General features: G+C 67.5%; 22 protein-coding genes and 1 riboswitch. Of the genes, 12 read left to right on the top strand and 10 right to left on the bottom strand.

Going from position 1 to position 20,027, the window contains the following annotated elements; translation table 11 throughout:
* The first annotated feature begins 21 nt into the window (after positions 1-21).
* On the top strand, positions 22-423 hold the full coding sequence (locus ACZK08_RS00915; protein ID WP_053518416.1) for a c-type cytochrome: 402 nt from the start codon (positions 22-24) through the stop codon (positions 421-423).
* Here the strand turns inward: ACZK08_RS00915 and ACZK08_RS00910 are convergent.
* Positions 417-4,019: an ATP-binding protein gene (locus ACZK08_RS00910; protein WP_065182055.1), complete on the bottom strand. Its 3,603-nt coding sequence runs from the start codon at positions 4,017-4,019 to the stop codon at positions 417-419. The genes ACZK08_RS00915 and ACZK08_RS00910 overlap by 7 nt on opposite strands.
* A 75-nt stretch (positions 4,020-4,094) precedes the next feature.
* Between ACZK08_RS00910 and ACZK08_RS00905 the strand changes: the two genes are divergently transcribed.
* The 5 genes from ACZK08_RS00905 to pnuC all read left to right on the top strand — a co-directional run bounded on the left by ACZK08_RS00905 (position 4,095) and on the right by pnuC (position 9,520).
* A complete protein-coding gene (locus tag ACZK08_RS00905; RefSeq protein ID WP_053518414.1) occupies positions 4,095-4,733 on the top strand; it encodes a response regulator in 639 nt (212 codons plus the stop codon).
* Positions 4,734-4,921: 188 nt separating this feature from the next.
* Positions 4,922-5,293, top strand: coding sequence for a glycine zipper 2TM domain-containing protein (locus tag ACZK08_RS00900; RefSeq protein ID WP_065182056.1), 372 nt, complete (start codon positions 4,922-4,924; stop codon positions 5,291-5,293).
* A gap of 123 nt (positions 5,294-5,416) precedes the next feature.
* Positions 5,417-6,541: a phosphotransferase enzyme family protein gene (locus ACZK08_RS00895; protein ID WP_065182057.1), complete on the top strand. Its 1,125-nt coding sequence runs from the start codon at positions 5,417-5,419 to the stop codon at positions 6,539-6,541.
* A 43-nt stretch (positions 6,542-6,584) separates the two neighbouring features.
* Positions 6,585-6,679, top strand: a riboswitch (TPP riboswitch).
* Positions 6,680-6,749: 70 nt separating this feature from the next.
* Entirely contained in the window at positions 6,750-8,939 is a 2,190-nt protein-coding gene (locus ACZK08_RS00890) for a TonB-dependent receptor (RefSeq protein WP_065182058.1), read from the top strand.
* 8 nt (positions 8,940-8,947) lie between these two features.
* Positions 8,948-9,520 carry a nicotinamide riboside transporter PnuC gene (pnuC, locus tag ACZK08_RS00885; protein WP_053518445.1) on the top strand — a complete coding sequence of 191 codons (573 nt, stop codon included), beginning with the start codon at positions 8,948-8,950 and terminating at the stop codon, positions 9,518-9,520.
* Positions 9,521-9,536: 16 nt separating this feature from the next.
* On the opposite strand, the gene ACZK08_RS00880 is transcribed toward pnuC, so the two are convergent.
* The 3 genes from ACZK08_RS00880 to ACZK08_RS00870 all read right to left on the bottom strand — a co-directional run bounded on the left by ACZK08_RS00880 (position 9,537) and on the right by ACZK08_RS00870 (position 11,800).
* Entirely contained in the window at positions 9,537-9,956 is a 420-nt protein-coding gene (locus tag ACZK08_RS00880) for a hypothetical protein (RefSeq protein WP_065182059.1), read from the bottom strand.
* A 73-nt stretch (positions 9,957-10,029) separates the two neighbouring features.
* Positions 10,030-11,004: a Dyp-type peroxidase gene (locus ACZK08_RS00875; protein ID WP_065182060.1), complete on the bottom strand. Its 975-nt coding sequence runs from the start codon at positions 11,002-11,004 to the stop codon at positions 10,030-10,032.
* 220 nt (positions 11,005-11,224) lie between these two features.
* Positions 11,225-11,800 (bottom strand): OmpO family porin, encoded by a 576-nt coding sequence (locus tag ACZK08_RS00870; protein WP_065174160.1) that lies wholly within the window; start codon positions 11,798-11,800, stop codon positions 11,225-11,227.
* Between the two features lie 320 nt (positions 11,801-12,120).
* On the opposite strand from ACZK08_RS00870, the gene ACZK08_RS00865 reads away from it, so the two are divergent.
* Positions 12,121-12,645 carry a DUF6622 family protein gene (locus ACZK08_RS00865; RefSeq protein WP_065182061.1) on the top strand — a complete coding sequence of 175 codons (525 nt, stop codon included), beginning with the start codon at positions 12,121-12,123 and terminating at the stop codon, positions 12,643-12,645.
* Positions 12,646-12,679: 34 nt separating this feature from the next.
* Here ACZK08_RS00865 and arsH read toward each other — a convergent pair whose 3' ends face one another.
* On the bottom strand, positions 12,680-13,420 hold the full coding sequence (arsH, locus tag ACZK08_RS00860) for an arsenical resistance protein ArsH (protein ID WP_065182062.1): 741 nt from the start codon (positions 13,418-13,420) through the stop codon (positions 12,680-12,682).
* A gap of 17 nt (positions 13,421-13,437) precedes the next feature.
* On the opposite strand from arsH, the gene ACZK08_RS00855 reads away from it, so the two are divergent.
* The 5 genes from ACZK08_RS00855 (at position 13,438) to ACZK08_RS00835 (ending at position 16,786) form a co-directional block, all read left to right on the top strand.
* Entirely contained in the window at positions 13,438-13,767 is a 330-nt protein-coding gene (locus ACZK08_RS00855; RefSeq protein WP_053518034.1) for an ArsR/SmtB family transcription factor, read from the top strand.
* Between the two features lie 38 nt (positions 13,768-13,805).
* Entirely contained in the window at positions 13,806-14,309 is a 504-nt protein-coding gene (locus ACZK08_RS00850; protein ID WP_065182163.1) for an arsenate reductase ArsC, read from the top strand.
* 14 nt (positions 14,310-14,323) lie between these two features.
* Complete coding sequence (arsB, locus tag ACZK08_RS00845) at positions 14,324-15,370, top strand: ACR3 family arsenite efflux transporter (RefSeq protein ID WP_053518036.1); 1,047 nt, start codon at positions 14,324-14,326, stop codon at positions 15,368-15,370.
* A 462-nt stretch (positions 15,371-15,832) separates the two neighbouring features.
* The gene (locus ACZK08_RS00840; protein ID WP_065174145.1) at positions 15,833-16,204 is read left to right on the top strand and encodes a hypothetical protein; all 372 of its coding nucleotides are present in this window, start codon (positions 15,833-15,835) and stop codon (positions 16,202-16,204) included.
* A gap of 96 nt (positions 16,205-16,300) precedes the next feature.
* Entirely contained in the window at positions 16,301-16,786 is a 486-nt protein-coding gene (locus tag ACZK08_RS00835; RefSeq protein ID WP_065182063.1) for a nuclear transport factor 2 family protein, read from the top strand.
* A gap of 151 nt (positions 16,787-16,937) precedes the next feature.
* On the opposite strand, the gene ACZK08_RS00830 is transcribed toward ACZK08_RS00835, so the two are convergent.
* From ACZK08_RS00830 to ACZK08_RS00810, 5 genes are all read right to left on the bottom strand, one after another.
* Entirely contained in the window at positions 16,938-17,963 is a 1,026-nt protein-coding gene (locus ACZK08_RS00830; protein WP_065182064.1) for an NAD(P)H-dependent glycerol-3-phosphate dehydrogenase, read from the bottom strand.
* Positions 17,964-17,982: 19 nt separating this feature from the next.
* Entirely contained in the window at positions 17,983-18,501 is a 519-nt protein-coding gene (gene secB / locus ACZK08_RS00825) for a protein-export chaperone SecB (protein ID WP_004153553.1), read from the bottom strand.
* Between the two features lie 100 nt (positions 18,502-18,601).
* Positions 18,602-19,039, bottom strand: a complete 438-nt coding sequence (locus ACZK08_RS00820; RefSeq protein WP_053518043.1) for a rhodanese-like domain-containing protein — start codon at positions 19,037-19,039, stop codon at positions 18,602-18,604.
* A gap of 56 nt (positions 19,040-19,095) precedes the next feature.
* Positions 19,096-19,521: a hypothetical protein gene (locus tag ACZK08_RS00815; RefSeq protein ID WP_065182065.1), complete on the bottom strand. Its 426-nt coding sequence runs from the start codon at positions 19,519-19,521 to the stop codon at positions 19,096-19,098.
* Positions 19,522-19,553: 32 nt separating this feature from the next.
* Positions 19,554-20,021, bottom strand: coding sequence for a YiiD C-terminal domain-containing protein (locus ACZK08_RS00810; protein WP_053518047.1), 468 nt, complete (start codon positions 20,019-20,021; stop codon positions 19,554-19,556).
* Between the last annotated feature and the right edge of the window lie 6 nt (positions 20,022-20,027).

Here is a 20,027-nt window from a genome sequence, read left to right as displayed (position 1 = left end):
CCACGGCTATCCTCTCCGCCCATGCGTGCCTTCCGTCTGCTCCCTGCCCTCGTCCTGCTGCTGGCGTGCAGCGGCTGCCAGCGCACGGCCACGCCACCGGCCACACCTGAGCAGGCGCGACAACAGGCGATGCAGCGCGCGTTCGAACTGTGTGCGGGCTGCCACACGGTGCAGGCCGGTGGCATCCACCGGTTCGGCCCCAACCTGCACGGTGTGATCGGACGCCGCGCTGGCAGCCTGCCCGACTATGGCTATTCGCAGGGCATGCGCCGGGCCGATATCGTCTGGACCGCGCAGACCCTGGATGCCTTCCTGCAGTCACCAACGCAGCAGGTGCCCGGCACGCGCATGTACAACGCGTTTCCCAGCGCCGAACGACGTGCGCTGGTGATCGCTTACCTGCAGCAGCAGTCCGCTCAGTGAGACAGCCCCTGCAGCTGCTGCTGCAGGCGTGACAGGAACGCCTGGACTTCGGCGAACAACGGCGCGCTGTCCACTTCTCCGGCGTCTTCCAGGCGTTCGACCAGGGCATTGGCCTGCGTTGCCAGCGCATGCGCACCCACCGCCCCGAGCCCCCCGGCCTGGCGATGCAGGTGCAGGGCGGCGGCCTCGCGGTCGCCGGCCTGCACCGCACGCTGCACGGCCGCGATATCCACCTCGCTGGCCTGCAGCAGGGTGGCGGCCAGCTGCACGGCGACCGCATGCGAACCGAAGCGCCGCTGCAGGCCCGCCAGGTCCAGCGATGCGTCGCCCTCCACCGCTGCGGGCGACTCGGCGGTCGCCTCCGGTGCCACGGACGCCTGCGGCAGCCATCGCATCAACGCCGCGCGCAGCGTAGCCAGCGACAAAGGCTTGGCCAGCACCTCATCCATGCCGGCCTCGCGGCAACGTCGCGCGTCGTCGTCCAGCACGCTGGCCGTCAATGCCAGTACCGGCATGCGCGCCTGGCCCTGGCGGCCTTCGCGCTCGCGCAGCAGGCGGGTGAACGCAAAGCCATCGAGAACCGGCATGCGGCAATCGGTGATCACCAGGTCGAAGCGTTCCGACGCCAACCGGTCCAGCGCCTGCTGGCCATCACTCACCAGCACGTGCGGAAGGCCCAGCTGCTGCAGCCGCCAGGCCATCATCGCCTGGTTGGTCGGATGATCCTCGATCACCAGCACGCGGCTCTGGCGCAGCGCGGTCGGCAGCAGCGCCGCCTGCTCGTGCTCGCTCGCCAGCACGGCGACGTCCTCGATGCCGGCTTCCACCAGCGACAGACGGACCTCCGCGCGGGTGCCCTCGCCGAGCGTGCTCTGCAGCGTCAACGTGCCGTCCATCATCTGCACCAGCCGCTGGCAGATGCTCAGGCCCAGGCCGGTTCCGCCGTGGTCGCGCTGGATGTATGCACCGGCCTGGGTGAACGGCGCGAAGAGGTGCTGCAGCTGTTCCGGCGCGATGCCCATGCCGGTATCGATGACGCTCAGGCACAACGGCTGACTGCCATCGGCGGTGGTCGGCCCGAGCACCTCCAGCCGCAGCCACACATCGCCCTGCGCGGTGAACTTGATGGCATTGCTGAGCAGGTTGAAGACGATCTGCCGCAGGCGCACGCCATCCACTTCATGCGCCGGAGCAAGCTGCGGATCGATCTGCACGTGCAGGGCCAGGCCACGCGCGCTGGCCTGCGCCGACATCAGCCGGCACACGCCTTCCAGCAGGGTCCGCAGTGACAATGGCACCGGTTCCAGGCGCAGCGCGCCGGCTTCGATGCGCGAGTAGTCGAGGATGTCATCGAGGATCTGCCGCAGCATCTGCGCAGAATCCTCGATCACGGCAAGGATGCGCTGCTGTTCTGCATCCAGCGGCGAGTGCGCCAGCACTTCCAGCATGCCCAGTACACCGCTCATCGGCGTGCGGATCTCATGACTCATCGTGGCCAGGAAGCGTGATTTGGCCTCGGCCGCCTGTTCCGCCTCGATCTTGGCCGCCGCCAGCGCATCGGCCTGTACGCGTGCCTGGGTCACGTCCACCCAGTAGCCGCTCCAGGTGACGGCGCCGGCCTCGGTGGCGTAAGGGTGAGCCTGGCTGCGTACCCAGCGCGCGGGCGTGCCGTCATCACCCGGCAGCAGGCGGAACTCGAAGGCCAGCGGCGCGAACTGGCGGGCCGCCTGGTCGATGGCCTGCAGCACGGCCTGGCGGTCGGTGTCCTCGATCCGCGCCAGCAGCGCCTGCGCATCCTGCTCGGCACGCTGCCGCGGAATGCCGAACAGTGCCTGCAGGTCGCCGGCGATGAAGGGGAAGGCCAGGCTGCCGTCCGCGTCTCGACGTGCCTGGTAGACCACCGCAGGCAGATTGTCGGTGACCTCGGCCAGGCGCTGCTCCAGATGGCGGCGACCGGCCACCTCCCGGCGCAGCCGCCAGTGACCGACGCCATGCACCACCGCCCCGGTCAGCAGCACCAGCAGCAGCGGAAGCCCCCAATGCAGCACGGCGTCCCAGTCCACGCCACTGCGATATTCCACGGCCAGCCAGTCGCCCCGCAGCGCCTCATGCTCCCGCGGTGACATCTGCAGCAGCAGGCGGTCGAAGGTGGTCGCCAGGGCGGCATGGCGACGGTCGACAGCCAGCGCCAGCTGGTCGCCGAATCCGGCCGGCGCAAGGATCTGCAGACGGCCCGGGAAGCGGTTGCGCAACAGGTGATCGACCAGGACCAGGTTGCCCACGTAGGCATCGGCCTCGCCATTGGCCAATCGCTGCAACGCCTGCTCGCCACTGCGCGCGGGAATGATCTTTGCCCGTGGTGCCTGCTGCAGCACGTAGCCGCGCAGGCGTTCCGGGTCGGACAGCAGCACGCGCTTGCCCTGCAGATCGGCCAGCCCCAGGATCGCCGGGCTGTCGCGCGTGCCGACGATCACACTCGGCACGCTGATGAAGGGCTGGCTGAACACCCAGTCCGGCCCCAGGTAGCGCGAATCGGTGGGAATGCCCATCACCGCCTGCACCTCACCCTGCAGCGCCTTCTCGCGCACCTCGAACCAGTCGTGGCTGGTTTCCACCTTCAGGTTGGCGCCGACCTGGATCAGCCGCCGCAGGTACTCGCTGGTCAGGCCGCTGGGCTGGCCGTCGTCGTCGGTGAACGAAAGCGGCGCGGCATTGGGCGCGAAGGTGATCTTCAACGGCTGCTGCAGCACGCGCTTTTCGGCCTGGCTCAGGGCCAGCTGCGCCGACGCGGACCATTCCGGAGGCCGCAGCCAGCGCTGGGCCAGCGCGTCCCGCTGCGCCTGGCTGGTGGCAGCCAGCGCAAGATCCAGTGCCTCGGCCAGCGGTTGCTTGCTGTTGGGGACGCCGAAGTGCGCCCGCTCCGGCGGCAGATCGCTGGGCCGCAGCAGCACCACTCCCTTCAGCTGATGGGCCGCGATCAGCTCGGTGGCGACATAGGCATTACCGATATAGACGTCGGCCTTGTCGTCTCTGACCATCTGCAACGCCGCCAAAGTGCCATTTGCGACAAGTTGTCGAGCGCGTGGAAATCGTGCACGCACCTGCGGTGCGGTCAGGAAATCCTGCTCGATCACGACGCGCAGTCCGTCAAGATCCGGCATCTCCGAAGCACGCAGGTCTCCAGGTCGTCCGACCACCGCCAGCGGCGCTTCGACATAGGCCGAGGTGTAGACCATGCAACGGGTTCGGTCGGCACTCAGGCCGATGTTCATGACCACATCGATCTCGCCCCGGCATGCCGCGTCCAGCACGGATGTCCAGTCCGGATAGCGGCGTGCCTCGACTTTCACGCCCAAACGACGAGCCAAAAGCGACAAGTAGTCCGGTCCCAGGCCGACCTGCTGGCCTTCGTGGATCGACTCGAAAGGGGGCCAACCGCTGTCATACTGCCCGACGACGATGCGAGGGTGCGCGGTCAGGTATTCGCGTTGCAGGGGACTTAACGGCAATGGGCCGGGCGCGAGTTGCGCCCAAGCGACGGCAGGACCCAACATGGCCAGCAGCAGGACCCGCCCGCGAACAGCCCAGCTACGCATCGGCGTTGATCTCCTAGAATCCTGCCAGGAGCCGCGATGGTCGCGGTCCGGCGTGCCCGGTGGTCATACTAGAGCATGAGCTTGCGCATCATCATCGCAGACGACCACCCCGTGGTCCGTATCGGAACCCGCGCCGTCATCGAGTCCAGCGGCGTTGGCCAGGTCGTCGGTGAAGCCGACAGCGCCCAGGCGCTGATGGCGCTGCTGACCAGCCAGCCATGCGACCTGCTGGTCACCGACTATTCGATGCCCGGCAGTCCCCAGGCCGATGGCTTCGCCATGATCGGCATGATCCGGCGCCGCCATCCCGACCTCAAGGTGCTGATGCTCAGCGTTTCCAGCAACCTGGCGATCCTGCGCATGGTGCTCGACAGCGGCGTGCTCGGCCTGGTCGACAAGAGTTCGTCGATGGACGAGCTGCCGCAGGCGATCCAGGCGGTGAACCGCGGCCAGCTGTATATCAGCCGCAGCCTGCGCGAGCGGGTCGAGGCCGCCGGCAGCTGGCGCATGCGCGAAGGCGACGGCAAACCGCTGTCGCCGCGCGAACTGGAGGTGCTGAGGTTGCTCGGCACCGGCATGACGGTGAAGGAGATCTCGGTGCAGCTGCACAAGAGCGTCAGCACCATCAGCCGGCAGAAGGGCGATGCGATGCTGAAGCTGGGCCTGAAAGGCGATGCGGAGCTGTTCGACTATCTGCGTGACGGCAAAATCTGAATCCTGTCCATCCGGCCATTGAACTTTCAGGCAGGCTTCATGCCGCCTGACGCTAGATGAATACGCACGCCGCCCAGTGGCCCACGCAATGTTCCGGCAATCTCCGGGCGCCAGCGTGGTCACTACGGCAGCCAGGGCGCCCGCGCCCTCCCTGCCCACCGTGGCATGCCCCTACAGGAGAACCGAACATGCTCAGTACTTCCGCTCTCAGCTTCCGTGGCGTGGCGATGGCCCTGGCCCTGCTGGCCGGTGTCGCCGTGGTCAGCGACGCCAGCGCCATGTCGAGGAAGGACAAGCGCACCGTCGTCGGTGCGGTGGTGGGCGGCGTCGCCGGCCACCTGATCTCCAACGGCGATCCGGCCGCCACCGTCGGCGGTGCCGTGGCCGGCGGCGCGATCGGCAACCTGACCACCCCGGACCGCCACGACCGTCGTTATGACCGCCGCTACGACCGCGGCTACGACCGGGGCTATGGCTATCGGGACCGCGGTCATGACCGCCGCTGGCGCGACAGCGACCGCCGCTACTACCACGACCGCGGTCGCCACCGCGGCTGGTAACCCTCGCCGGCACTGCCCGGCATCACCGGCAACGGGCGGGTCGATGACCCGCCCGTTTGCGTCCGGACCGTCCATGGCGTTGAATGCGCAGCCCTGGATGACTCCTTTGCCCCCGGCCCCCGCATGACCTCCACCGCCCACCGCGTGCAGGGCCTCAACAACGATGAGGTCGCTGCCGACTGGCCCGCGATCGATGCAGCCGAGGTTGCCTGGCTGGCCCGCCGTTATCCGGTGCTGGACGCGGACAGCGCCCTGCGTTGGCACAGCCCCCGGCCGTTGTCGGCCGCCGCGCTGGTCGAGGGTACCCGCGGCCGGGTGTTCATCAAGCGCCACCACCGCAGCGTGCGCAGTGCCGCCTGCCTGCAGGAGGAACACCGCTTCATCGCCCATCTGGACGCTGCCGGCGTGCCGGTGGTGAAGGTTCTGCCCACCGCCGGAGGCGACAGCGCCATCGAGCATGGGCCTTGGACCTATGAACTGCATTCACCGGGGGTGGGTGACGATCTGTACCGCGACGCCGCCTCCTGGACGCTGCTGACGGACATCGCACGGGCGCATTCTGCCGGACGCATGCTGGCCCGGCTGCATCAGGCCGCCGCCAGCTACCAGGCCCCACAGCGCAGCACGCATGTCCTAGTGGCACGCGACGAGCTGATCCGCGCCGCCGACCCCATCAGCGCGCTGGAAGCGGGTCTTCCCGACCGCCCGGGACTGGCGCGCTACCTGGCGCGGATTCCGTGGCAGGCGCAGCTGCGCCGCGACGTCCTGCCCTGGCATGCCGGCCTGGCCGAGCGCCTGTCCGCCGAGCCGCCGCTGTGGGCGCACAACGACTGGCATGTGTCCAACCTGCTGTGGCGCGGCGACGACGTCAGCACCGTGCTGGATTTCGGCCTCGCCTCACCCACCAGCGCGCTGTTCGACCTGGCCACCGCGATCGAGCGCAATGCCGTGGCCTGGCTGGAGCTGGAGCGGGGCCATGAGGCGGTGCGCATCGACATCGCGCTGGCGCTGCTCGACGGCTACCGCGAAGTGCTGCCGTTGTCGGCCACCCGCCTGCACCTGCTGGCGGACCTGCTGCCGATGGTCCACTTCGACTTCGCACTGTCCGAAGTGGAGTACTTCGAAGGCATCACCGGCTCGACGGCGAACGCCGATGTCGCCTGGTATCCCTTCATGCTGGGCCATGCCGCGTGGTTCGCCAGCGCACCCGGCCAGGCCCTGCTGCAGGCGCTGCATGCCGCCGCCTGAAGGGCATCGGCTCGCAAATCCCTGCCATCTGTAGTGAAATAGCGGCCTGAAGCGGGGGTGCCTGGATCTGCAGGCTGAGAGAGTCCCTTGGAACCTGATCCGGTTTGCACCGGCGTAGGGAGCTTTGAGCCGCAGCCACACCCCCGTTCCGGGCCGGTGCACCTGCGCGCCGTCGCTTCGTCTCCCCTGTTGTCCGAAGACGAATCGAATGAACCGCTGCCTGCGTCCCACCCTGCTCGCTCTCGCCCTCTGTGCCGCGCTGCCGCTGCATGCCAGCGAGGCTGGAGCCTCCCCCGACGTGGCAGCCGACAGCGGCGAACGTTCGCCCACCGAGCTGGCAGCGGTCCGCGTGCAGGCCGGCAGGCCGGCGGCCGACAGCGCGCGGGTCAGTGCATTCGGCGCCGGCTCCTGGAAGGACACCCCGGCCTCGGTGAACGTGCTCGAACGCGACTACCTCGACCGTCGACAGGTGCGCTCGTTGTCCGAACTGGCAAGCAATGACGCCTCGCTCGGTGATGCCTACGCGCCGGTGGGCTACTACCAGAACGTCGCCATCCGCGGCTTCGCGCTCGATGCCGCCACCGGCTACCGCTTCAACGGCCTGGCCATCGCCGGCGAACAGCGGCTGGCGCTGGAGAACGTGCAGGCGGTGGAGATCCTGAAGGGTGAAGCCGGCCTCGCCGCGGGGGTGATGGCACCCGGCGGCATCATCAACTACATCGGCAAGCGCCCGGCCGAAGTGCGCACGGCTACCCTCGGCACCGATTCGGAAGGCTCGCGCTATGCCGCCGTCGATGTCGGCCACTGGATCACGCCGCGTTTCGGCATCCGCCTCAATGCCGCCTGGGAGGGCAGCGAGTCCTACGTCGAGCACGCCGACGGCCGCCGCAACTTCTATTCGCTTGCAGCGGACTGGCTGATCGGCGAGCGCGGCAAGCTGGAAGTGGACGCCAACTACCAGACCAGTTCGCAGCGCTCGGTGTCCGGTTACCAGCTGCTGGGCGCACGTGAGCTGCCTCGTGGCGTCGACCGCGAGCACCTGCTGGGCTATCAGCCGTGGCAGCGCCCGGTGGAGATCGCCAGCACCAACATCACCGCCGTACACACCTACGACTTCAACGAGCGCTGGCAGTCGCGGCTGTCGGTGGGCCACAGCCGCTCGGTGATCGACGACAACGTCGCCTTCGCCTATGGCTGCTACTACGCCGACGCATGCGCTGATGGCAGCGTGCCCGGCAACTACTTCGCCCCCAACGGCGACTACGACATCTACGACTACCGCAGTCCGGACGATACGCGCCGCAACCAGCAGGCGCGCGCCGAGCTGCGTGGCCGCTTCGACACCGGCAGCGTCGGCCACCAGCTGACGGTCGGCGCCGACACGTTCCGCCGCACGGTGGACCGGCGACCGAGCGTCAACGAGTACGTAGGCAGCAGCAACATCCACGACACGCAGGTGCCGGTGTACGAGCCCTCGCCGCTGATGCCCGGCCCGTCCGCGCGGCGCCTGGACAGCCGCCAGACCGCCGTGTTCGCGCTGGACCGCATGCAGTTCGGCGATGACTGGCAGTGGCTGGCCGGTGGCCGCTTCGTCCGCCTGGACGAGCGCGCCTACGACAAGCGCGGCACGCCGCAGCGGCACAGCCGGCTGTCGCGCTTCCTGCCGCAGACCGCGCTGGTATGGAAGGCCACCGACCAGCTCAATGCGTACGCCAGCTATGTGCGCGGCATTGCGCTGGGCCAGGAGGCACCGTTCTGGACCTCCAACGCCGATGCCTTCCTGCCGGCGGTGCAGTCACGGCAGCTGGAAGCCGGCGTCAAGTACGTGCCGGCTGCGTCGCTCACCCTGGGCGCCGCGCTGTTCCGCATCTCGCAGCCCTACCAGTACGCCATGCCGGATGACAGCGATGCCGGTTACACCTTCGTCGAGCGCGGCACGCAGACCCATACCGGCCTGGAGCTGACCGCCAACGGCCAGCTGACCGATGCGCTGCAGATCGTCGCCAGCGCCAGCGTGCTGCAGGCGCGGGCACGCGATACCGGCACGCCGGGCCAGGAAGGCCATCAGCTGGTGAACGTGCCGAAGGTGCGTGCCAGTGTGCATCTGGCCTACGCACTGCCGTTCGTGCAGGGCCTGGATGTCACCGGTGGCTGGCGCTATGCCGCCGCCAATGTGGCCCGTGCCGACGGCGGCGTACGCGCGCCGGACTATTCGGTGTTCGATGCCGGCCTGCGCTTCCGCCACCGCGTGCATGAGCGCGCCGTGACCTGGAACCTGTCGGTGGACAACGTGTTCAACCGCTTCTACTGGCGCGACACCGGCAGCAGCGGCGGTGACTACTACCTGTTCCCCGGCGCACCGCGACAGGCACGCCTGTCGGTGACGTTCGCGCTGTGAGCGGCGCCGTGCTCGAGTGGACCGCCGCGCTGTGCAGCGTGCTGGGCGTATGGCTGATGGCGCGCCGGCGGCTGGCAGCGTGGCCGGTTGGCCTGCTGTCGGTGGCGCTGTACGGCCTGGTGTTCGCCGAGGCCAGGCTGTACTCCGACACGCTGCTGCAGGTCGCCTTCGCCGGCTTCCTGGTCTATGGCTGGATCAACTGGCGCCAGCACGCCGCCGATGAGGGCAGCATCCGCATCGTGCCCCTGGCACGCGGAAAACTGCTGCGTGACCTGATCATCGGCCTGTGCGGCGGCGTGGCGCTGGGCACGGTCATGCACACCTTCACCGATGCCGCGCTGCCATGGCTGGACGCGATGCTGACCGCCCTGAGCCTGGTCGGCCAGTGGTGGCAGGCGCGCCGCCATGTGGCGTGCTGGTGGGTGTGGATCGGGGTGGACGTGGTCTACGTGGGCGCGTACCTGTTCAAGTCGCTGCACGTCACGGCCGCACTGTATGTGTTCTTCCTGGGGCTGGCGGTATTCGGCCTGCGCGCCTGGAGTGCGGCGGCGCGGGAGCGCGAGCTGCTGCCGGCGCGGTAGTGCCGCGTAGTGCACTTCACTTCGGCTGCAGCACCAGCCCCAACCGCAACGGCTGGCGCATGTCGGCCGGTGGCGCCGACGACAGCGGCGCCGACTGCAGCGTCGCGCGCAGATCCGCGTCCGCCTGTGCATCGCCGAGGCTGTCGAATTCCAGTTTCGCGATGCGGCCATCGGCTGCGATCCAGAGGCTGACCGGCAGCGGCGTGGGCACCTGTGGGTGCGCCTGCAGCCAGGCCAGCACGCGCTGCACCTTCGGGTCCTGCTCCTGCTGCAGGCGCTGCTGCAGCTCACTGCCTGCCGTGGCGGCGTAGGCCATCCAGTGCGGTGGAGCCTCCTCGGCCGAGACGGCCCTGGCGCCGCCCAGCGCCAGAAGGCCGATCAGCGATGCCAGCGGTCGCCACCAGCGGCGGCGGTCGGCGCGAAGTACGGATTCCATGGCAGCACCCTCATGCAGTCGTCCAGCGCTCCATCGTCGGCGGCGCGGATGACAGGCAGATGGCGGGCAGGCATCACCCGCCCAGGTCGGCCAGCACCTTGCGCGAAGGCGCGAAGAAGGTCACGCCGGTCATTGCGGTGGAGAAGTCCAGGATGCGGTCATGCAGCGGCGCAGGGTTGCCGATGAACATGCGCTCGAGCATCTTCTCGATCACCCACAGGCGGCGCGTGTAGCCGATGAAGTACGTACCGTACTCACCGCGCCCCGGATTGGCGAAGGGCATGTTGTCGCGCAGGATGTCGTGCTCGCCGTCGGCGTCCTCGATGGTGCACAGCGTCTTGTGCGACTTCTGCGCGTCGGCCGGCGCATCGTCCAGTTCGGTGTTGTCGTGCTTGGTGCGGCCGATGATCGCCTCCTGCACCTCGGTCTTCTGCGCGCGCCATGCGTCCAGGTTGTGCAGGTACTTCTGCACCACCACGTAGCTGCCGCCGGCATGCGCGGGATCCTCGTCGCCGACGATCGTGGCGTCCGGCAGCGACAACCCTTCCGGATTGGCGGTGCCGTCAACGAAATCGAGCAGGTCGCGGCCGTCGAAATAGCGGAAGCCGGCCACCTCATCGACCGTCTCCACCGAATCGCCGAACGCCATCAGCAGGTTGCGCTCGAACGCCACGATCAGGTCCATCGTGCGTGCCCGGATGTGGTACAGCAGATCGCCCGGGGTCGACACCGCGGTGTGGGTGGCGCCCTTGATCTCGCGGAACGGATGCAGCTCGCGCGGCGGCGTGCTGCCAACCAGCGGCTGCCACACACGGTGGCCGATCGCCACATTGCAGGTGAAGGTCCGTTCGATCTCCCGGATGGCCGTGTTCTTGATCAGGTCATCGGTGCTGACCAGCACGTCGCGCACCTTCGCGATCGAGTCCGCATCATCCTTCACCTTCAGCACCAGGAAGGCGGCCGAGTGGGTCAACGGCGCAGTGATCTGCTGCGGCTCGTTGTCGAGCGTGTGATTGAGGGCGGTGATCGGTGCGGGCTGGGAATTCACGGCAGTTCCTGCGGGCTTGAGGCGGGCGCATCGCGCATGGCGCAGCGATGTGCGGGCGATCATAGCGGAACGGCTTCCGCTGCGACGGAGCGGTTCTCAGTCGCGCGCCTGCCACTTGGGGCGCAGAAAAGTGAAGCCCGGCGCTAGGCCGGGCTTCGATGGCGTGCGGGAGAGAGAGAGAGTCACACGCCAGTTACACGCACTAACGACAGAGCGTTTCTTACCAGGTGAAGCGCGGGCCGACGAACCACTCGCGGTCGCCCGCCTTGGCCAGCTTCACTTCGCCACTCAGGCCCCAGTTCTGGTTGAACTTGGCGGTGGCACCGACGCGGCCGTAGAACTCGCCGTCCGGGTTGTAGCCGTGCTTCTTGCTGAAATCTTCGTAGCCGGCCAGCGCGTAGCCTTCCAGGTACGGGTTGAACGCGGTGCGCACGCCCACTTCAGTGGAGTAGCCATTGAAGTCCAGGCCGCGCTTCTCGTCGTACTTCTGATAGGCCACGCGGGCCACCAGGTCGGTGTTCGGTGCGATGCCGTAGTTGTAGCCGACACCCAGGCGCCACTGGTCGACGTCATTCTTGAAGCGGTCGGTTTCCTGCGCGCTGTAGTCGCCGAAGATGTGGAAGTTCGGGTGGACGGCCACCGAGCCCTTCACGCCCCAGCCATCGGCGTCGCCGCCCTTGGCATCGGTGTTCACGTAGCCGCCTTCAACGTAGTTGTACGACAGGCCATCGGCAGCCGATGCAGCGAACGGCAGGGCAGCCAGCAGACCCAGGGCAAGCAGCGAATTCTTGTTCATCGGGACACACCTTTAATTATTTTGGTTTCGTCGTCCGCCTCCCGGGAGGGGGAGAGAGGAGAGGCGGTCGACAGGTGTGAATTATCCGTTTGTTGGCGAAATCAGCCCTGAATATTGAACTGACCGGTACATGAATGAAGTTGCTGTTCAGGGAACTCCGGGGCTGGTCGACAGCAGCATGCTGCTGCATGCCAGCGCCACCTACCCGTCATGTCCCTTCAGGCGGCTGACACCTGTCACTGGTTCGGGAAGGCTCCGGCGCGAATAGTAGGCGTCACAGCCCGGCACCACTGCGCCGGCACTCACCAAGGGGACCTGTCATGAGCCTGTTCCAGCAACTCCTTTCGCATACTCCGATCTGGGTCTGGGTGCTGATGGTGTTTCTCATCACCCGGGGCATCGCGGCCATGAAGCCCGGCGAAACCTCGTTGCCTACGCTGGCGATCGTGCCGGCGGTGTTCACGGCATGGGGGGTGTGGTCCATCAGCCACCGCTACGGCGCATCGTGGTCGGCCTGGGGCGAGTGGCTGGTCGGCATCGGCGCAGGAACGGGCCTGGGTTGGCTGTTGCTGCGCCGGGCGCGTGTAGCCATGAACAGTGCGACGGGACGGCTGTGGCGCAGCGCGGATTACAGCCTGCTGCCGCTGCTGCTCATCACGTTCCTGGTGAAGTATGGCTTCGAAACGGCGCTCGCAGTGTCGCCCGCGCTGAGCGCCAACGCAGGTTTCAGCGCTGCCTACCTGCTGCTGTCCGGTGGATTCACCGGCATCTTCATCGGCCGCTACTGCCGGTATCTGTCGGCGGCTCGCCTTGAGGGGCACAGCCGGATGGGGGCTGCCAGCTGAGGCGGGTGCACCCGGGAGGCGTCGCGCAGTGCCGTCACCCGGTGCCGGCTGCGGTCGTCGCCCCTGCGGCCTGCGCCAGCACTGCCGCTGCAGCGTCGCCCTTGCGCTCGCTGTAGCGATCCACCAGGTAGTCCGCCCGGCCCCGCGTCAACAGGGTGAACTTCACCAGTTCCTCCATGACATCCACCACCCGGTCGTAGTATGGCGAGGGCTTCATTCGTCCGTCCTCATCGAACTCCTGCCAGGCCTTGGCCACCGAAGACTGGTTGGGGATGGTCAGCATGCGCATCCAGCGCCCCAACACCCTCAGGGTGTTGACGGTGTTGAACGATTGGGAGCCGCCACTCACCTGCATCACGGCCAACGTTCTGCCCTGCGTGGGCCGCACGCTGCCGTCCTCCAGCGGCAGCCAGTCGATCTGGTTCTTGAACACGCCGGTGACGGTACCGTGCCGTTCCGGGCTGACCCACACCTGCCCCTCAGACCACTGCGACCACGCGCGCAGCCGCTGCACTTCGGGATGGCTCCTGTCCACGCTGTCCACCATCGGAAGCGCATGCGGATCGAACACCCGGGTTTCGCAACCCAGATGCTGCAGGAGCCGCTCGGCTTCCAGGGCCAGCTTGCGGCTGAACGACTGCGGCCTCAGCGAACCGTAGAGCAGCAGGATGCGGGGCGGTCCCAGATTCCCCGCGGCGAGCAGGCTGGGGTCGGGCTGGGGCAGCGAGGCTTCCCTCAGATTCGGCAGCTGGGTACTTGCGATCGTCTTATTCATTCGACTATTCTAGAAATATGGAAACGTCAAATGCAATCGTCGCGCTCACCGCGTTGGGCCACGCGACCCGCTTGGCGGCCTTCCGCCTGCTGGTGGAAGCCGGTCCAGCGGGGCGCGTGGCCGGTGACATCGCAGCGGCCCTGCAGGTGCCACCGGCCACGCTCAGCTTCCACCTGAAGGAGCTGGTACAGGCCGGCCTGGTGGAGAACGAGAGCCAGGGCCGCAATGTCTGTTACCGCGCCAACTTCGCCGCCATGACCGGCTTGATCGAGTACCTCACGCACAACTGCTGTGCGGGTTCGCCGAGCGAGGAGTGCGGGCCCACTGCGCCCGCATGCAAGTGCTGAAGCCCGATCCAACCTCCTGCCATCACAACGACTGCACCATGACACGCAACGTCCTGTTCCTCTGTACCGGCAACAGCGCCCGCAGCGTCCTTGCCGAGGCCACGCTGCGAGCCTGGGGCGCTGAACGTTTCAATGCATTCAGTGCAGGCAGCCACCCCACCGGCCAGGTCAACCCATTCGCACTCGCACAGCTGCAGGCCGAAGGAATCACCATCGATGGGCTGCGCAGCAAATCGTGGGATGAGTTCGTGGATGCTGCGCCCATGGACCTGGTGATCACCGTGTGCGATTCGGCCGCGGCAGACGCCTGCCCGGTGGTGTTTGGCGACTTCATTCGCAGCCACTGGGGCCAGCCGGATCCTGCCGCAGTTGCAGGCAGCGATGCCGAGAAAGCAGCCGCGTTTGCACGCGCGCATGCCATCGTGAAATCGCGGCTGCGTGCGTTGATCGATCTGCCCGGATCGTTGTGGTCCGACCGCGAGGCAATGCAGAACGCTCTGGATCAGATCGGCCGGTTGCAGCCGACCGACAGCACACCGTGACGGCGCCCGCGCGCATGCGCCTGTTCGAGCGCTACCTCACCCTGTGGGTCGCGCTGTGCATCGCGGCCGGTACCCTGCTGGGACACCTCCTGCCCGGCGCCTTTGCGGCACTGGCGTCCGCCGAAGTGGCCAAGGTCAACCTGCCGGTCGCGGCACTGATCTGGCTGATGATCATCCCGATGCTGCTGAAGGTCGACTACGGCGCAATGCGCCAGTTGCAGCAGCACTGGAAAGGCATCGGCGTAACGTTGTTCATCAACTGGGCGGTCAAGCCCTTTTCGATGGCACTGCTGGGCTGGGTATTCCTGCGTCACCTCTTCGCGGAATGGCTGCCAGCCGGCCAGATCGACAGCTATATCGCCGGCCTGATCCTGCTGGCAGCCGCGCCCTGCACCGCGATGGTGTTCGTGTGGAGCAACCTGTGCCGCGGCGATGCGAACTTCACGTTGAGCCAGGTCGCGCTGAACGACGCGATCATGGTGGTGGCCTATGCGCCGGTGGTCGCGTTGCTGCTCGGCATGTCCGCGATCACTGTTCCGTGGGACACCCTGCTGCTGTCAGTGGGTTTGTACATCGTTGCACCTGTCGGTGTTGCCACCCTGCTGCGGCGCTGGATGCTTTCGCGCAGTGGCGAGGCCGGTCTGCAGCTGGCGCTGACCCGACTCGGCCCAGTTTCGCTGTCGGCCCTTCTACTGACACTGGTGCTGCTGTTCGGCTTTCAAGGTCAGCAGATCGTCGAGCAGCCGCTGGTCATCGCGCTGATCGCTGTGCCCATCCTGATCCAGGTCTATTTCACTTCGGGCCTGGCCTATCTGCTCAACCGTCGTCTGGGCGTCGCCCATTGCGTGGCCGGCCCATCGGCGCTGATCGGCGCGAGCAACTTCTTCGAGCTGGCGGTCGCAACCGCCGTCGGGCTCTTCGGGGTGCATTCGGGCGCCGCACTGGCCACCGTTGTCGGTGTGCTGATCGAGGTGCCGGTGATGTTGTCGGTCGTTCGTATCGTGAACCGTACTGAAGGCTGGTACGAGAGGCGCGGTGCGGGTGACCGCGGGCAGTCGTAGAGGGCCGATGCCTGCTTCTGGCGCGCGCTGTCGCAATCGTCCAAGTTTCGCGGCGCCCCGAAGCACTCAACCACGACTCTTGTCGCAAATTCCCCGAATGCGTAAGGCCCTTGCGCCATCAACGTCTGCGACTACTTAACCGTGTGCGAGGATGCTGAAAGCGTCGAGCATCGTGGGTTGAATACAACTCGGCTCATTGGCGTTGCGCAGTGACACAGGTACAGATGCGGTGCCACCCCAAAAGGTGGCCGGGCATCGAAAACCCGTGGAGTTGCTTGATTACGGTTGCCAGCCGGTGTCACCTCGTGTGGTGCCGGCTGGCAACGCGTCCGCCGGCCATGGCGGGCGGAGCGTGGAGGCCTTGTGCCTGCCGGCCTAGCAACCTCCCGGTTTTCGAGCCACGTCTCCGCCCGCCACCTTTATCCGTGGCGGCTACCGTCTGTCCTGCACGGAGCCTCATCAATGACCACACCCGAGTTTCCCCCTCCGCATTCCGACAGCGCGCCGGCCAACGATGCCGATGCGACCCCCCAACAGTCCCCGTCCGACCCCAACACCTTCATCGCCACGCTGAAACGGATCGGCAGCGGCGCAGCCGCCGATGGCCTGCCCTGGCCGGAACGCCATCCGCTGCCTGGCCGTCAGCTGGCGCTGGCCGATGCCGACTGCGCGCACGCCGGCCTGCGGGTGGCGCTGGAGATGCTGCTGGCCGCCGAGCGTGTCCGGCAGAACGGGCCGGAGGAGCAGTACGTGGGCGATCGCGTGATGGAAGGACTGGTGATGGCCTGCCTGTCACTGTCAGTGCAGGCCGGCACCTTGCTGCGTCCGGGCTGACAGGGAGGTTTCGCGCACCCTCGGCCGCGTGATCCGGGGCCGGCCCGTGTGGTTATTCTTGCGGCCAGGCTTCTGCCACCGCCCGGGACTCTTCGCATGCGCCACCCCTTCCATGCCGCGATCCTTCTTGCCACCGTGCTGCTGGCCGGTCCTGCCCTCGCGCAGCACGCCAGCAGCGCACCGCCGCCCGCTGAACGCCTGCCCGACGTGGCACTGCCTGCGGCACTGGATCGGGTGCTGCGCGACTACGAGCGGGCGTGGAGCGCCGGCGATGGCAAGGCACTGGCGGCGCTGTTCGCCGAAGACGGATTCATCCTGCAAAGCCACCAGCCGCCGGTGCGCGGGCGCGACGCAATCGCGGCCGCCTACGCCGGACAGGGCGGAAGCCCGCTGCGCCTGCGCGCGCTGGCGTACGCGGTGGACAGGAGCACGGCCTACATCATTGGTGCCTACACGTTTGGCGGCAACGTCGGCGATACCGGAAAGTTCACGCTGACGCTGACGCTGACGCGCGCGGGCGATGGACCCTGGCTGATCTTCTCGGACATGGACAACGGCAACGCGCCGCCACGGGCGCGGTGATCGGGCGTTGCAATGGATCCACGCCATGCGTGGATATGCTGCGCGCGTGATGCCAAGCAAGCTTGGCACCGACCAGAGCCTGTGTCCGGTCCGGCACCCGCATGGGGTACTCCCTGATGACAAAACCCCGGCGCATGGCCGGGGTTTTCGGTTACTTGAACAGCGTGTCCGGATACTCCGGCTTCTGTTCGCGCGCCAGCAATGCGCGCAGGCCTTCTGCCGGGGTCTGCTCGCCGTGCAGTACGGCGCGTACGCCATCGGAGATCGGCAGGTCGATGCCGTGTCGGCGTGCCTGACGCATCACCTCATCGGCCGTCTGCACCGATTCAACCACCTGCCCGATCTCGCGCACGGCATCCTGCAGCGTCTGCCCGCGGCCCAGGGCCAGGCCCAGGCGGCGGTTGCGCGACAGGTCGCCGGTGCAGGTCAGCACCAGATCGCCCAGGCCCGCCAGACCCATCAGGGTTTCCGGCTTGGCACCGATTGCCGCGGCCAGCCGCAGCATCTCGTTGAGGCCGCGGGTGATCAGGCCGGCACGGGCGTTGAGGCCCAGCTGCATGCCATCGGCAACGCCGGTGGCCACGGCCAGAACGTTCTTCATCGCGCCCCCCAGCTCGGCACCGACCATGTCGTCGCCGGTGTAGGCACGGAACGCCGGGCCATGCATCGCTTCGGCCACGGTCTGCGCGAACGCCGGCACGTCGCCGTGCACGGTGATCGCGGTGGGCAGGCCCTGGGTGACTTCCTTGGCGAACGACGGCCCGGTGACGACGGCCAGCGGCACGTCCTCGCCGAGGATCTCGCGCGCGACTTCATGCAGGAAACGGCCGGAGCCGGGCTCGAAACCCTTGGTCGCCCAGGCCACGCCGGCACCGGCCGGACGCAGCGGCGCCAGCGCGCGCACGGTCTCGTTGAACGCGTGCGACGGGGTCACCACCAGGATCCAGGCGGCACCGTGCACCGCCGACGCCAGGTCGGTGGTGGCATGCAGGCTGTCCGGCAGCGGGATGCGCGGCAGGTAGCGCGGATTCTCGTGGCGCTGGTCGATGGCCTCGACCACGGCGGCATCACGCCCCCACAGCACGGTCGGATGACCGTGCCGGGCGAGCAGGCTGGCCAGCGCGGTTCCCCAGGAACCGGCGCCCAGCACGGCGATCTTGTCAGCGGTAGTGCTCATCCGTGACGTCGCGGCGGATTCAGGCGTTGCCGGCCGGCTCGGAGTCAGCCAGCGACGGTGCGTCGCCCTGCTCCTGGCGCTGGCGCAGGGTTTCTGCGTACAGGCCTTCGAAGTTGATCGGCTGCAGGAAGAACGGCGGGAAGCCGCCGGCCTGGATCAGATCGCTGACCAGCTGGCGCACGTACGGGAACAGGATGTTCGGGCACTGGGTGCCGAGCAGCACGTCGATCGACTGCGGGTCCAGGCCGACCAGGCCGAACACGCCGGCCTGCTTCACTTCGGCCACGTAGGCGGTGCGCTCACCGGCCTGGCAGGTCAGGGTGACGGCCAGCACGACTTCGAACGCGTTCTCACCCAGGCGCTGCACCTGCTGGTTCAGATTCAGCTGCAGCTCCGGCTGCACCTGGTCATTGAAGATGGTCGGTGCGTTCGGCGACTCGAAGGAGACGTCCTTGACGTAGATCTTCTCGACGGTGAAAGCGGGGCCGGTAGCGGCATCGACCGGCGCAGCGGCGCCGTTGGTGATCTCTTCGGACATTTCCAGTAACTCCAGGTGAATGCAATGAAAACTAGGGTCGAATTACTGCGATGGGGGCGGCATCAGGCCCATACAAGGCCGGATCCGCCACCTGCGGCAATCAGTTGCGGCCCTTGACCAGCGGCAGTTCGGCCTGCTGCCAGGCGGGAATGCCGCCCTCGAGCACGAAGACCTTTTCGAAACCGGCCTTCTTCAGCGCCTTGGCGGCGGTTTCCGATGCGTTGCCGTTTCGGCACACCAGAACCACCGGCGCCTGCTTGGCGCTGGCCACGAGCTTGTGCTCCGGGCCGAACGCGCTGGCCTGCGCATTGCGGCTGCCGGCGATGTGGCCCTTTTCGAAGTCACCGCTGGCGGACAGGTCCACCACCACCGTGCCGCCCGCATTCATCAGCTGGGTCAGTTCGGCGGGCTTGATGCCCTTGAAGCCCCGGAACAGGCGGCGGATTTCGGTGACGATGAGGGCCACGGTCAGGCCGACCAGGGCCGCGGACAGCATCGGGTTTCGGCCTGCAAAGGCCAGCAACTCTTCGTAATTCACTCAGGTCACGGGTCGATAAGCGGGCGCCGATTGTCGCACAAGCCGGACGCGGCCCGTCACTGCCCCTGCCACAGATCCGGCAGGCCACCGGCCTGCCACCAGCGCTTGGCCTCGGCATCCCAGCGCCACCGCTCGGTCACCACCACGGTGCGCTCGGCCTGGGTGTTCTGGTTGATGACGCCGATTTCCACCCGGCGCTCGACCTGGCCATCGGGCAGCGAGGCGCTGCTGCGCTCGCGGTAGGAGGACACCCGCAGCTGTGCATAACGGTTGAGCTCGAACTCGGTGGGCGGCTTTTCCTTGCGCAGCACCGGATCCAGGTAGCCGATGGCGTCGTCCATGCTGCCCCAGCGGATCGTCGCCCCGTAGGCGATCTGGGTCTCTTCCAGCATCTTGCGCTGCTTGCGGCTCAGCTCGTCGGCACCGGCCATGGCGCTGACCAGCAGCAGGGAACTCAACAGGATCTGGATGAGGCGGCGCATCAGGGGTTTCCGCAGGGCGTCAGCCTGCCATCCTACCCTTTGGCGAAGGCAACGAAGCGACCGCTGAACTCGGCAGCGGCCCGGCCGTCGGCGGCCGGCTGGGTAGCGATGATGCTGATGCGGGCCTTGCGACGCTGGCGGAAGGTGGCCAGGAAGGTGTCCCAGGCACCGCTTTCGGCCGCCTCGGCCTGCGCGTGCAGGTCTTCGTAGACCGGTGCCAGGTAGCGCAGGTTGCTGTCGGCTACGTAGACCTCGGCGTCGTGGCCGGCCAGGCGCAGGCGCAGGCTGACCAGCGCCCAGCCGGACAGGGTCAGCACCGAGGCCAGACTGCCGCCGAAGGCGTTGCCCTTGTCGTTGACGTTCGCCGTCAGCGGCGCGGTGATGCGCAGCACGCCATCGGCATAGCCGTCCAGGCGGATCTGCATGGCACGGACCGCAGGCATGCAGTCCAGCACCTCCTGCAGGGAGGCCAACGAGGAGCTCAGGGCATCAACGGACATCGGAGC

Source organism: Stenotrophomonas sp. 112478_Sma (assembly GCF_056479905.1).
This window is presented reverse-complemented; position numbering and strand designations above follow the sequence as displayed.

Excerpts from the sequence above, each read along its gene's own strand:
- ACZK08_RS00915 (WP_053518416.1), top strand. The coding sequence starts at position 22 with ATGCGTGCCTTCCGTCTGCTCCCTGCCCTCGTCCTGCTGCTGGCGTGC.
- ACZK08_RS00910 (WP_065182055.1), bottom strand. The coding sequence starts at position 4,019 with ATGCGTAGCTGGGCTGTTCGCGGGCGGGTCCTGCTGCTGGCCATGTTG.
- ACZK08_RS00905 (WP_053518414.1), top strand. The coding sequence starts at position 4,095 with ATGAGCTTGCGCATCATCATCGCAGACGACCACCCCGTGGTCCGTATC.
- ACZK08_RS00900 (WP_065182056.1), top strand. The coding sequence starts at position 4,922 with ATGCTCAGTACTTCCGCTCTCAGCTTCCGTGGCGTGGCGATGGCCCTG.
- ACZK08_RS00895 (WP_065182057.1), top strand. The coding sequence starts at position 5,417 with ATGACCTCCACCGCCCACCGCGTGCAGGGCCTCAACAACGATGAGGTC.
- ACZK08_RS00890 (WP_065182058.1), top strand. The coding sequence starts at position 6,750 with ATGAACCGCTGCCTGCGTCCCACCCTGCTCGCTCTCGCCCTCTGTGCC.
- ACZK08_RS00880 (WP_065182059.1), bottom strand. The coding sequence starts at position 9,956 with ATGGAATCCGTACTTCGCGCCGACCGCCGCCGCTGGTGGCGACCGCTG.
- ACZK08_RS00870 (WP_065174160.1), bottom strand. The coding sequence starts at position 11,800 with ATGAACAAGAATTCGCTGCTTGCCCTGGGTCTGCTGGCTGCCCTGCCG.
- ACZK08_RS00865 (WP_065182061.1), top strand. The coding sequence starts at position 12,121 with ATGAGCCTGTTCCAGCAACTCCTTTCGCATACTCCGATCTGGGTCTGG.
- arsH (WP_065182062.1), bottom strand. The coding sequence starts at position 13,420 with ATGAATAAGACGATCGCAAGTACCCAGCTGCCGAATCTGAGGGAAGCC.
- ACZK08_RS00855 (WP_053518034.1), top strand. The coding sequence starts at position 13,438 with ATGGAAACGTCAAATGCAATCGTCGCGCTCACCGCGTTGGGCCACGCG.
- ACZK08_RS00850 (WP_065182163.1), top strand. The coding sequence starts at position 13,806 with ATGACACGCAACGTCCTGTTCCTCTGTACCGGCAACAGCGCCCGCAGC.
- arsB (WP_053518036.1), top strand. The coding sequence starts at position 14,324 with ATGCGCCTGTTCGAGCGCTACCTCACCCTGTGGGTCGCGCTGTGCATC.
- ACZK08_RS00840 (WP_065174145.1), top strand. The coding sequence starts at position 15,833 with ATGACCACACCCGAGTTTCCCCCTCCGCATTCCGACAGCGCGCCGGCC.
- ACZK08_RS00835 (WP_065182063.1), top strand. The coding sequence starts at position 16,301 with ATGCGCCACCCCTTCCATGCCGCGATCCTTCTTGCCACCGTGCTGCTG.
- ACZK08_RS00830 (WP_065182064.1), bottom strand. The coding sequence starts at position 17,963 with ATGAGCACTACCGCTGACAAGATCGCCGTGCTGGGCGCCGGTTCCTGG.
- secB (WP_004153553.1), bottom strand. The coding sequence starts at position 18,501 with ATGTCCGAAGAGATCACCAACGGCGCCGCTGCGCCGGTCGATGCCGCT.
- ACZK08_RS00815 (WP_065182065.1), bottom strand. The coding sequence starts at position 19,521 with ATGCGCCGCCTCATCCAGATCCTGTTGAGTTCCCTGCTGCTGGTCAGC.
- ACZK08_RS00810 (WP_053518047.1), bottom strand. The coding sequence starts at position 20,021 with ATGTCCGTTGATGCCCTGAGCTCCTCGTTGGCCTCCCTGCAGGAGGTG.